Annotated in this window: 10 protein-coding genes; 1 reads left to right on the top strand and 9 read right to left on the bottom strand. The window is 41.8% G+C overall.

Going from position 1 to position 11,371, the window contains the following annotated elements; all coding sequences use genetic code 11:
- Position 1 precedes the first annotated feature (1 nt).
- The 4 genes from hpt to H4075_RS03595 all read right to left on the bottom strand — a co-directional run bounded on the left by hpt (position 2) and on the right by H4075_RS03595 (position 3,853).
- Positions 2-547, bottom strand: a complete 546-nt coding sequence (gene hpt / locus H4075_RS03610; protein ID WP_182804234.1) for a hypoxanthine phosphoribosyltransferase — start codon at positions 545-547, stop codon at positions 2-4.
- Between the two features lie 5 nt (positions 548-552).
- A complete protein-coding gene (locus H4075_RS03605) occupies positions 553-1,614 on the bottom strand; it encodes a glucosaminidase domain-containing protein (RefSeq protein ID WP_182804232.1) in 1,062 nt (353 codons plus the stop codon).
- An 8-nt stretch (positions 1,615-1,622) separates the two neighbouring features.
- Complete coding sequence (locus H4075_RS03600) at positions 1,623-2,261, bottom strand: O-methyltransferase (protein WP_182804230.1); 639 nt, start codon at positions 2,259-2,261, stop codon at positions 1,623-1,625.
- A gap of 128 nt (positions 2,262-2,389) precedes the next feature.
- Positions 2,390-3,853: a sodium:solute symporter gene (locus tag H4075_RS03595; RefSeq protein ID WP_182804228.1), complete on the bottom strand. Its 1,464-nt coding sequence runs from the start codon at positions 3,851-3,853 to the stop codon at positions 2,390-2,392.
- Positions 3,854-3,933: 80 nt separating this feature from the next.
- Here H4075_RS03595 and H4075_RS03590 point away from each other — a divergent pair, with 80 nt between their 5' ends.
- Positions 3,934-4,476 carry an LOG family protein gene (locus tag H4075_RS03590; protein ID WP_182804226.1) on the top strand — a complete coding sequence of 181 codons (543 nt, stop codon included), beginning with the start codon at positions 3,934-3,936 and terminating at the stop codon, positions 4,474-4,476.
- Here the strand turns inward: H4075_RS03590 and H4075_RS03585 are convergent.
- The 5 genes from H4075_RS03585 to H4075_RS03565 all read right to left on the bottom strand — a co-directional run bounded on the left by H4075_RS03585 (position 4,460) and on the right by H4075_RS03565 (position 11,298).
- Entirely contained in the window at positions 4,460-5,050 is a 591-nt protein-coding gene (locus H4075_RS03585; RefSeq protein ID WP_182804224.1) for a hypothetical protein, read from the bottom strand. The two genes, H4075_RS03590 and H4075_RS03585, sit on opposite strands and share 17 nt — an antisense overlap.
- 12 nt (positions 5,051-5,062) lie before the next feature.
- Positions 5,063-6,484: an FAD-binding oxidoreductase gene (locus tag H4075_RS03580; RefSeq protein ID WP_182804222.1), complete on the bottom strand. Its 1,422-nt coding sequence runs from the start codon at positions 6,482-6,484 to the stop codon at positions 5,063-5,065.
- A gap of 88 nt (positions 6,485-6,572) precedes the next feature.
- Entirely contained in the window at positions 6,573-7,601 is a 1,029-nt protein-coding gene (locus H4075_RS03575) for a PorP/SprF family type IX secretion system membrane protein (RefSeq protein WP_182804220.1), read from the bottom strand.
- 84 nt (positions 7,602-7,685) lie between these two features.
- The gene (locus tag H4075_RS03570) at positions 7,686-10,559 is read right to left on the bottom strand and encodes a gliding motility-associated C-terminal domain-containing protein (RefSeq protein ID WP_182804218.1); all 2,874 of its coding nucleotides are present in this window, start codon (positions 10,557-10,559) and stop codon (positions 7,686-7,688) included.
- Positions 10,480-11,298, bottom strand: coding sequence for a DUF7948 domain-containing protein (locus tag H4075_RS03565; RefSeq protein WP_182804216.1), 819 nt, complete (start codon positions 11,296-11,298; stop codon positions 10,480-10,482). Before H4075_RS03565 ends, H4075_RS03570 begins: the two co-directional genes overlap by 80 nt.
- Positions 11,299-11,371 lie beyond the last annotated feature (73 nt).

The raw sequence follows: 11,371 nt of genomic DNA, 5'->3' as shown, positions 1-11,371 counted from the left end.
ATCAGGAAGGGTTTTCGGTCAGCTGGTATATCTCTTTCAAGTTACGGCCAAGACCGTCATAATCCAAACCATAACCAAGTAAGAATTTATTAGGAACTGAAAAGCCTAAATAATCAATGGTGATCGGATATTTTGTTGCTTCGGGTTTATGTAACAAAGCCGCAATTTTTAATGAAGCAGGTTGCTGATTGTGCAGCTGTGGCAAAAACTCATTCATGGTTTTACCTGTATCAATAATGTCTTCCACAATGATCACATGACGATCGACAATATCAGTATCAAGACCTATTGCTGTGATCACCTGCCCGGTTGACTTTGTTCCTTTGTAAGAAGCAAGTTTGATAAAACAGATCTCTGCATCAATGCTCACACATTTAAAAAGATCAGAAGCAAACATGAACGAACCATTCAGAATGGCGATAAAAAGCGGCTTCTTACCTGCATAATCACGATCAATGTCTTTTCCTATTTCAGCAATTCGGGCAAGCACTGTTGCCTCCGTCATGTAAGGAATAAAATACTTATCGTGGACTTTGATGGTTGACATGCAGTTTATTTAGTAATGATGAGTTCTGATCTTTCTTTAGTATTTACAACTGTAAGAAGTTTTGGTGCAGCAGGTGCAGGTTGTTGCAAATACAATTGCTCCCCAGGCGCAGGCTGTTTATTAACTGGCAAATAGTTCAACTGCAACAATGCTTCTAAGCGGATGCCTTCTGCCTGTGCAATATCATACAATGTTTCGCCACTTGCAACTACATGGAATTGGTTAACACCAATACGACGTTTACGTTGCAGGTAAATGAGCTGATCTTTCTCCAACACTTCTGTTTCTTTCAGATCATTAAAATCGAATAACCACTTCAACGGCACATTGTGTTGTTGTGCAATAGCAAGAAACGATGTTCCCTTTGGTGCATACACCACTTTTGTTTCATTGATCTTGAATTCACCTGTTGGGTAATTGACAGCCGGCTTTTTCACTTCTTCAACTACAGCAACAGTTGTTGTTTGCATCTGTTGTTGTGGCTCAACCACCACAGTTTGCTGAGGCGCAACAGGCTCATCTTTTTTTGCGATGATCGGATCAGCAGCTTGCTTCTTACCTAATGCGATCAACGAATATTCGTTGAGATTGTATTTCTCAATATACTTAATGAGCATCTGCGGATAAGCAGGATTGGTAGCATAGCCGGCTTTCTTCAACCCATAAGCCCATGCTTTGTAGTCTGCAGGATCGAGACCGAAGAGAAAATTATAGTGCTTGCGTGTGCGTAGAAAATCAGAATGATCAATATACGACTGCTCCGGATTTTCATATTTACGGAAACATTCACCGGGCGCATCATCATCATGACTTACCGTTGGACCTGTCCATGTTTCTTTGCACTTAATACCAAAATGATTGTTTGATTTTTTTACCAGCTTGCTGTTTCCACTTTCCGTTTCCACAATACCCTGCGCTAATGTAATTGATGCAGGTACGCCGGTGCGTATCATCTCTTTGATGGCAATTTCTTTGTAGGTATTTACGTACTCTTCAATCGTTATTGTTTGAGCAGATACTGCTGTAAACGACAAAAGAGCAATGAATAAATAAACCAGTCTTTGCATAGTATATTTTATTTTTTACGAATGAGAAACAGTCCGTCTCTCAGGGTTAACATTACTTTTTCAACTTCATCATCAGCACTCACCATTTCATTAAATGCATGAATGGCTTTACCGTTCTTTCCTTTGATCTCCTCTTCCAGCACATCACCATGAAACAATACATTATCTGCCAGGATGAGGCCGCCGCTCTTTAAACGTGATTTTAGCAGCTGATAGTATTTTTCGTAGCCGGGTTTATCGGCATCAATAAATACGAGATCCCATGTTTCCTGCAGTTGAGGAATGATTTCAAGCGCATTACCCACATGCAGTTGAATACGATCTTTCAGCCCGGCCCTGATGAAATTATTTTTGGCGATAGCTGCATCCTGCTCCCGCATCTCGATGGTGTGTAGTACTCCGTCTACAGCAAGTCCTTTTGCAAGACAGATTGTGCTGTAACCGATCATGGTGCCGATCTCTAAAATGCGTTTCGGCTGAACAAGTTTGCTGATGATTTCAAGGAACTGTCCCTGGAGATGCCCACTCATCATGTGGGGTTGTACATGTGATGCTTCCGTTTCAGCTGAGATGGTTTTCAGCACCATATCTTCCGTTGAAGAGAAGCGTGCTGCATAAAGTTCGGCCTTCGGGTTGATCAACTCCAAGTAAAAACGTTTCGGTAAAGATAAAACAGATAGTTTTAAAACTGGCAATTGGGAATAGTTAATAGGCAAATGGCAAAGCCGTTATACCAGGGTAGTATTCCCTCTTTATATTGCCTGTTATTTCTTGCTTATTGCAAATTGCCTGTTGCCTGTTGCTTATGCGAGATCATCAACAACCCAATAAAGGTTAAAAGTCCATTGATGATGAGTAGCTCAAGACCCACTTCAAACGAGCCAAACAGTTGTTTTTGAAACTTATCAATGAAGAAGCAAATGACGGGAGCGATGATACAAACGAAAGGAACAAACTTATCGTTTACGGCCCGTTTGGTAATAATTCCGAACGTAAACAAACCCAATAATGGGCCATAAGTGTAGGCTGCTACTTTTAAAATGACACCAATCATACTGGGTTCATTCACCCATTTGTACACCATCACCAATAACAAAAACACAGCAGCAAAAACAAGATGCACACGCTGACGCATTTTTTTCTTTTCAGCATCAGTAAGATCTGTTCTCCGTTGCATACCAATGATATCGATACAGAACGATGAAGTGAGAGCTGTAATTGCACCATCGGCACTTGGGAACAAGGCCGATATTAACGCAATGATAAAGATCACCGACACAATTGGCGGCATATGATTCAATGCAATAGCAGGGAATAATTTATCACCAACAGCAGTTATGCCTTGTTGTTCTGCAAACAATAATAACACGCCACCGAGGAAGAGGAACAACATCAACACAACCATTAATATTACACCCAGTGTAAGCACATTCTTCTGCGAATCTTTTAACGTTTTTACAGAAATATTTTTCTGCATCATCTCCTGGTCCATACCCGTCATGGTGATGGTGATGAATGCACCTGCCAATATCTGTTTTACAAAAAACAATTTACTGCCTGGATCAGTGAAGAAGATCTTTGAATATCCTTTTTCATTCATGGCGACGAGGCTGTCGCCAAAACTCAAATCCATTTGGTTGAGAAGATAGCCCACACAAATTACAAGCCCGGCCAGCATACAGGTTGTTTGCAAGGTATCGGTCCATACAATTGTTTTTACACCACCTTCATAGGTGTAAAGCAGGATCATGATAAGGATCACAAGTGTTGTTACCCAAAATGGAATATTTACTGATGCAGGTAATGCATCCTGTAAAATTTTCACCACGAGGTATAAGCGTGCTGTTGCACCTAAGGTTCTAGACAGAATGAAAAAAGACGCTCCTGTTTTATAAGCTTTAAAACCAAGCCTTCCGCTCAGGTAATTGTAGATGGATGTAAGATTGAGTTTATAATACAAGGGCAACAATACATATGCAATAGTAATATAACCGATAAGGTAACCGATAGTAATTTGAAAATATGCAAACGACTCTTTTGCTACTGCACCAGGCACACTCACAAACGTAACACCGCTGAGCGAAGTACCGATCATACCAAACGCCACCAACATCCAATTGCTGCTGCGGTTGCCTATGAAAAATGATTCGTTATTTGAATTTTTGGAAGTGTACCATGCTACCACAAGCAGCAATAGAAAATAACCAAATACAAAAGAGAACAGCAAGACTGGCGACATAAGGACTTGTTTAAAAATGAAGATAAAGAATTAATCGAACGGTCATACAGTTTGCTTACTTTGCAGCATATTTTTATCGTATGCAATTCACTTCACTTGCAGTTTTTTGCGGATCAAAAGCCGGCGCCGATCCTCTCTACATTACACATGCAAAAGAACTGGGCCGGTTGATGGCTGAAAAAAATATCAAACTCGTATATGGCGGTGGCGGCAAAGGCATCATGGGTGCTGTTGCAGATTCCGTAATGGAAGCACAAGGAAATGTAGTTGGTGTTATTCCTGAAGTATTATTGGAATGGGAAGCACAGCACAAAGGCATTACTGAGTTACATGTGGTAACAGATATGCATGTGCGTAAAAAGATGATGTATGAATTGTGTGATGCGGCAGTGGTACTCGCAGGTGGTTATGGCACATTGGATGAATTATTTGAAATGCTCACGTGGAATACGCTGAAGATACACAATAAGAAAATATTCATTGTTAACAGCAATGGGTTTTACACGCATTTAATTGAGCATATGCGCCGGATGTTTCGTGAAGATTTTCTTTACGAGCTGCCTGAAGAACGTATTGTAATTGTAAACGAACCTGCAGAAATTTTTTCTACCGTTCCCGCTTAGGTTTAAAATAAAATAAGAACGTTGTGCGGAACACAGGCTGCAATCGTCTGTAGCTATCAATGTATGGCGAATTAGGATTGCGGAGCACATCCACCATAATACTTGTATAAAACTGGTTACCACCAATGGTGCGGTTTCCATAACCGGCACCAACTAATATACTCGGCGCATTACGATTTTCCTTGAAAACAATATCTCCCCCTGACTTCACACTGTATGCAATACTATTGTATTCAAATTGTCCTCCAATGAACAGCATATTCACTGGCCACACACGAACAAATGGTCCACCACCAAATGTCCATTGCCTGTAGGTTGTTGGAGAATTGGGATCGTTTTGTGTAATAAGATTTACATTGGTGCCTATACCCACATCAATGAAACGATTTAAGCTGTAACCAATTTCAGGGTTTAACCCAAGGATAAATCCGTTGAAAAAACCAAGGTTAACACCGCTGCCAATAAATAACTGATCCCGTTTGAAACCTTTTTCTTTTTCATCTTCTTCTACATTTTGTGCAAACGAAAGAAGTGAAGTCATCAACATCAAAAATAGGAAGAGTGATTTTTTCATTTGTATAAGGTTTTATTGCAGATCAAAAATTTTACCGGGATTCAAGATGTTATTTGGATCGAATGCACGTTTAATCTCACGCATCAAACGAAGGTTGGCTTCTTTCATCACAATATTCATATATCCTTTCTGGATCAACCCAACGCCGTGTTCTCCGCTGATCGTTCCACCTAACTTATAAACCAATTCAAACATTGCACGCAGGCATTTGTTCATTTCTGCATCACCGTAACTGTTAGGCGTTCCTTCTTTATGAATACGGATGTGCAGGTTACCATCACCTGCATGACCATAACACACCACATTAAAATCATACTGCTTGCCCAACGCTTTTACACCTCGGATCAACGCTGGTAATTCTGCTCTTGGTACAACGGTGTCTTCTTCAATTGTATATCCAACTATCTTCACTGCTTCAGCAACACGTCTGCGCAATTTCCACAACTCTGCTTTCTGCTGTGCATCGTCTGCAAAGTACAATTCACCAATATCATATTTCGTTAAGAGTTCGCTAATTGCTTCCATCTCTTTCATCAATACATCAACATCGTTTCCATCTACTTCAATGATAAGATGCGCTTCTGTATCTTCTGTAAGAGGAACGGCAGAACTATCAACCATCTTACTTACAATTTGCAATGCATCGATCTCCACCAACTCTAATCCGCTCGGTACAAATCCTGCTCTGAAAATTTCACTCACTGCTTCACCTGCCTGTTCTAAATTTCTGAAAGGCACCAACATGAGCAAATCGTATTTCGGCAACGGAATTAACCGCAATACAATCTTCGTAACGATGCCCAAGGTTCCTTCACTGCCAACAATTAGATGCGTAAGATTATAACCTGTTGAATTCTTCAATACGTTGGCACCTGTCCAGATCACTTCACCGCTTGGCAATACCACTTCAAGATTCAATACATAATCTCTTACTACACCATACTTCACTGCTTTTGGACCGCCACTGTTTGCAGAAATATTTCCACCAATAAAACAACTGCCTCTGCTGCTTGGATCAGGTGGATAAAACAAACCTACTTTCTTTACCTCATCCATCAACACTTCGGTAATAACACCCGGCTCGGTAATAACCTGGTTATTGCGTTCATCTATTTTTAAAATGGAATTCAAACGTTCAGTCGAAAGTAACACACCGCCTTTATCTGCCAGTGCGGCACCTGCCAGACCCGTACCTGCACCACGTGGCGTAACGGGAATAGTTGCCTCATTACAAAGCTTCATGATGCGGCTGATCTCTTCTGTTGTACGTGGCTTCACTACCACTTCGGGAGGAAAATGAAGATTCTCTGTTTCATCGTGCGCATAGTTGCTGAGCGATTCTTCATCAACAAAAACATATTGTTCGCCAACAATGGCTTTGAGTTGCTGAACAATTTCCAGATCAACTTTTGCATATTTATCAACGGCGATCATGTGCTGAATTTTGGGCGAAATTCGGAAAGGACGGGCAGGCAGCAAAATCTATTCGCTGAATGAGTGTTTGCTTTCAAGATCAATGAACTTAAAACCTCGGACACAAACTTTGTCTCCTTTGGCTCTTATCGCCAAAATACTCATTGTAATAACCGTTCTTAATGAGTGAGAATTCATACGCACCATTTGCGCTATTAAAGCGACCGAGGTTACTTGTGGTAGCATCGTATGTAAAGGTGAAGCGGATATCTTTCCATTCAAGACCAACCATTGCAACGGCAGCATCAGCCCAACGATAATATGCGCCACCAAATACCACAACGCTTCCATCGCCCATTACATTGTAAGCAAGGTTTCCACCGAAAACTGTTTCATTGGCGCCAGCCTGCGATGAAAAGTAAGCATTGGGATTAACGATCCAATCGTCATTCACTTTAAAACTGCCATTCAGGAAACCAATATAACGGCGGGGCACTTCGTTTGTACCATTGCTGAAGAATGTTTCCTTTGGCTTATTGATATGGTGTACTGAAACACCCGCATTAATGTATGTATTCTCTGTTGGGAAGTAAGCATAGTTCATACCCACCTGCAGATCAAAGTACGCAGTGTTGGCATTGGTCAATAATGCTTCACCGTTAGGCGCACCGGCATCAAAAAATTTTCCGTTCCATTGATTATCGAACGTAAACTTCGTTATATCAATACGTTTGCTTGCATACCCTGCATTAAAACCCGCACTTAACAAACTGCTTAGCCCGATCATCTGGTGATAGGCAACCGATCCATATACTTTATTAGAACGCAGGTTGCCACGGCCTGCTACATCTGTCAATAATAATCCACCAACACCCACCCAACCATTTTCAATACTGTTACGAAACACCTGTACATCGCCCCAAATACTGGCGGTTTTGTAAGGCACAGGAACAGATGTCCACTGGCTGCGGAAGTTGCCGCCGATACGGTAATCAGCTTCAGGAATAAAACCTGTATTAGCCGGATTAGTTGTAAGCGGTGAATTCATGAATTGAGAGAAATGCAGATCCTGTGCAGTTGCATTTGTTTGCAACAACAGCAATATCAATACAGCCCCAACGATACGGTTACAGTTCATAGCTCTTCTTTTAAACGTTTACACAAGCTGATGGTTCTGGTTCTGTCAAATCTGGATATAGGGTACTGCAGGTTTTTATACTCGTTACCTGATGAGTGTTACGTCGCCTTTCTTTCGGAATTTCTCACCGGTGAAATATTCTACTTCTAAAGTCCATGCATAAGCGTCCATTGGTTGTGGCGTTCCTTTGTACGTACCGTCCCATCCAATATTTTGCGAACGGCTTTCAAACACCATCAATCCCTGGCGGTTATATACACGTAAAGTCATTTTGGTAATACCGAATCCACGAACAAAGAAGATATCATTCACACCATCGCCATTAGGTGTAAAGGCCGATGGCAGATCATTTACGACGTTGATGATGGATTCAACCGGAATACATACGGAATCAACACAACCGGCAGCATTTGTTACCGTTTGACAAACTGTATTAATGCCCGGTGCGGTGTATTGGTAAATAGGATCACGTTGTGTGGATGTACCTCCATCACCGAAATCCCACAACCACGATACTACATCATCCGATGCCGTGCTGGTAAACCTGGTAGCTGTGTTTTCTTGTGATGGGTTTGGATTGTATAAGAATCCTGCTGTCGGCGGACCCACTGCAAGAAAACTTCTTGTTGTTGAATCGACAAGATTACAACTATTGGGATTGAAGATGTATTGTGTAATACTGTAGGTGCCCGGTGTATTGTAAACAAATGCCGGTAATGGATCTGTTGATCGCTGACCATCGCTGCTTACCCATAGATAAGTTAAGGCACCCAATGAAGTGTCTATCACACTAATTGTATCAGGTACACAAACAGAACTGATGCTGAATCCTGCCCGGATGTTATCAATTACCTGAAAGTTGACAATACTGTCAGCGTCACCAAGGTTACAATAATTTGAATCGATCAATACCAAGCGAACATCATAAGAACCTATGCCGGGGAAAGTATGCGATACCGGCGGAGAGAATCCGGGTATTGTATCATTCTTCGACCCATCACCCCAAACCCACATAAACGATCTTGGGCCGAACGGAGTTGAAGCGGTTCGTATATCACTTGTATTGGTAAACTGGAAGGTAAGACTGTTACAATTCTGTCTTGCAAAGCTGAAATCAACATCTACAGAATCAGTTGTTACACGAATGCGCATGAATGCTGAATCTTTTACATTACAAGAGTTACTATCGATACCTATTACTTTCACATCAAAAAATCCTGTGCTGGTATAAGTGTGCGTGAATGGATTAACAGTGGTTGTATCATTGCGTGTTCCATCTCCCCATATCCAGATATATTGCTTTGCTTCACGTATGGTGTCTGTAAACTGGATGGTAGCCGGTAAACAGAAATTTAATTGCTTTGCTCCTACTGCCCGGAGAGATACATCAATACCTGACAAATCAAATCTCATTTTCACCATACCAAGATTACAACCACTTCCTGTTGCAGGATTTGTATTACCATATACGCCTGCTGTAATCGGGAAAGGCGCACTAAGCGGAACCCCGCTGGCAACATTTTTACAATTGGCACACATGGCTTGGTAGATGACCCCATTTGCATCGAACCGGCTGGTGCCACCATCCACATGTTCTAAACCACCACCACCGCCTAACTGTCCAAAAAAACTTCCATATAACTGAGAAGCTGCGTTTTTTTGCAACACAAAAAAGTAAAAATCACTTCCATCGGTATTTCGTTGAAACGCATCGGCTGTTACAGGCAATCCATTTGTGCCGGAAGTTGGATAACCGGATGTACCTCCGAAACTGTTTGCTCCACCACCCCATCCGGAAACATACACATTCTCACAATTATCAACGAGGAAAGCAACAGGAGAAATGTTTGGATTAAGTGCACCGCTTGTACCAAACGTGGTTGAGTAAACAAAAGCGCTGAGATCGGGACGGAGCTTGGCTATAAACTGCCTTGAATTAGCAACCGAGTAGGCTGCATTTATTACAGGCCAGTTACCCGTTGTGATGCCCATTACATAAGGAAATCCTTTTGCATCGAATTGAACACCATAAACAATATCGATGTTACCTGTACCAAGATAAGTTGAGCGGACGACACTAACACTTCCCCCATTATCCTGCAGTTCAGCTACATATCCATCAGCAATACCACCGTTATATGTTCCTTGCAAAACTCCTCCTCCTATACCTGCGAAATTGCTGCTACTGCTGGTACCTCCACCCACATAAATATTTGCAGGGCTCAATGGATTTACGGATAACACAAAACCAGCATCGTCAGCATTGCCACCCAATGTTGTACTCCAGATAACTGCTGTTGAGTTTGAATTTATTTTCAGGATCACTGCATCCTGGCTTCCAAGTAATCCTGTTTGAAAACCATTTTGCGTTGGAAAGTTTGTTGATCTTGTTGAAGAAGCAAGTAAAATATTCCCCCCAGGATCAAGAATTACTTCACTTCTTCCGTCATCACCATAAAAGCGTTGAAGGGAATTTGCACCACCACGGGTTGCAGTAATATTTGTACCATCATCCCCTGTGCCGCCAATACGCAAGGAGCCAATAATGGCAGTACCGGTTGCATTAATTTTTGTTACGAAAATATCATAGCCCCCTCCTGTACCTACCAATGTTCCGGGAAAGTTTGCGCCTGAATTTGTACGGCCGGCAATGACAAGATTGCCTGCTGCATCGGCAATAAGACTGTGTGGCTGATCTAATTGATTGCCGCCAAGATATGTTGCATACAACCTGGTTCTTCCATCGGGTGACAACTTGATAATGGCAATATCAGGTGGAGAGCCTGCACCGGCAGGGCCGCTTCCTGTTCCTTGTATTGCACCAGCTGTTGTAGGGAATCCTGACGGTTGTGCAATACCACCACCAAAAAAACTACCATCAGCACCGGGTGTTGCTGTAAAGCCCCCAGTTATCAGCCGTGCTTCGGCTGAAAGAAGAGAACACCAACGATGGATCAATAATTAACGTAGTTGATTTGTTGTATGCCTTTACATCAAAACTTACCGTGTTACCGGTTATCTTGTATTTGTTGCCAACCACTTCACGTTTGCCGTTAACAAATTGATAAGTGTAAGGCTTTAACTCACGGGCCTCACCAACCGAAGTTCCTACTACCAATTCGTTATCACGGATCGTTAACTTATCGGCACCTTCATAACGCATCTGGATCTTTGATACATCTGCACCCGGATAAACCACTACATCATATTTCAACTGATCGTCCTGCACATAATAGCGCACATCAATATTCGGGTAAACATTCTTGTAAGTAATCGCCTGGTACAAGCGGCATTCACTTGCCCATTTTGACGGATCGTTGCCGATAAAATAGTTTTCAATTCCCGGTAGCGGTTTTTCCATGATGGGTTTTGAATTGAAATTGCCACCCAGGAATTTTACACGAAAAGCATGCGCCCGCATTTTTTCAGGAGCTGTAGCTCTTGCATTGTATTTTACCAATGAATCGAACCCATGACCATGATTGAATTCAGCCAAACGCTGATAATCTTCCGGGTGATTGATCAAGATGCTGTAACCATCTTTCGTAAGAAAGAAAGCACTGTTGCCCGCCTCCGTTTTAAAGTGCACCTGTTGATCCCACTGACCTTTGTTTTCAACAAAATAAAGTTGTGAAAAGCTGAACAGAGGTGCAGCCAAAAACAAGCAAGGTGTAATGAGGAGTCGGAGTACTTTCATGTAAATATTTTCTTATGCTACGGGACTTTGAATTTAAAACTTTAAAACGGAAATAACTATCGCTTATTTTACA

The sequence above is a fragment of the Lacibacter sediminis genome (assembly GCF_014168535.1).
GTDB classification, from domain to species: Bacteria; Bacteroidota; Bacteroidia; order Chitinophagales; family Chitinophagaceae; genus Lacibacter; species Lacibacter sediminis.
Note: the sequence above shows the minus strand (reverse complement) of the source record. Positions and strands in the feature narration are given on the sequence as shown.

Excerpts from the sequence above, each read along its gene's own strand:
- H4075_RS03605 (WP_182804232.1), bottom strand. The coding sequence starts at position 1,614 with ATGCAAAGACTGGTTTATTTATTCATTGCTCTTTTGTCGTTTACAGCA.
- H4075_RS03595 (WP_182804228.1), bottom strand. The coding sequence starts at position 3,853 with ATGTCGCCAGTCTTGCTGTTCTCTTTTGTATTTGGTTATTTTCTATTG.
- H4075_RS03580 (WP_182804222.1), bottom strand. The coding sequence starts at position 6,484 with ATGATCGCCGTTGATAAATATGCAAAAGTTGATCTGGAAATTGTTCAG.
- H4075_RS03590 (WP_182804226.1), top strand. The coding sequence starts at position 3,934 with ATGCAATTCACTTCACTTGCAGTTTTTTGCGGATCAAAAGCCGGCGCC.
- H4075_RS03585 (WP_182804224.1), bottom strand. The coding sequence starts at position 5,050 with ATGAAAAAATCACTCTTCCTATTTTTGATGTTGATGACTTCACTTCTT.
- H4075_RS03575 (WP_182804220.1), bottom strand. The coding sequence starts at position 7,601 with ATGAACTGTAACCGTATCGTTGGGGCTGTATTGATATTGCTGTTGTTG.
- hpt (WP_182804234.1), bottom strand. The coding sequence starts at position 547 with ATGTCAACCATCAAAGTCCACGATAAGTATTTTATTCCTTACATGACG.
- H4075_RS03565 (WP_182804216.1), bottom strand. The coding sequence starts at position 11,298 with ATGAAAGTACTCCGACTCCTCATTACACCTTGCTTGTTTTTGGCTGCA.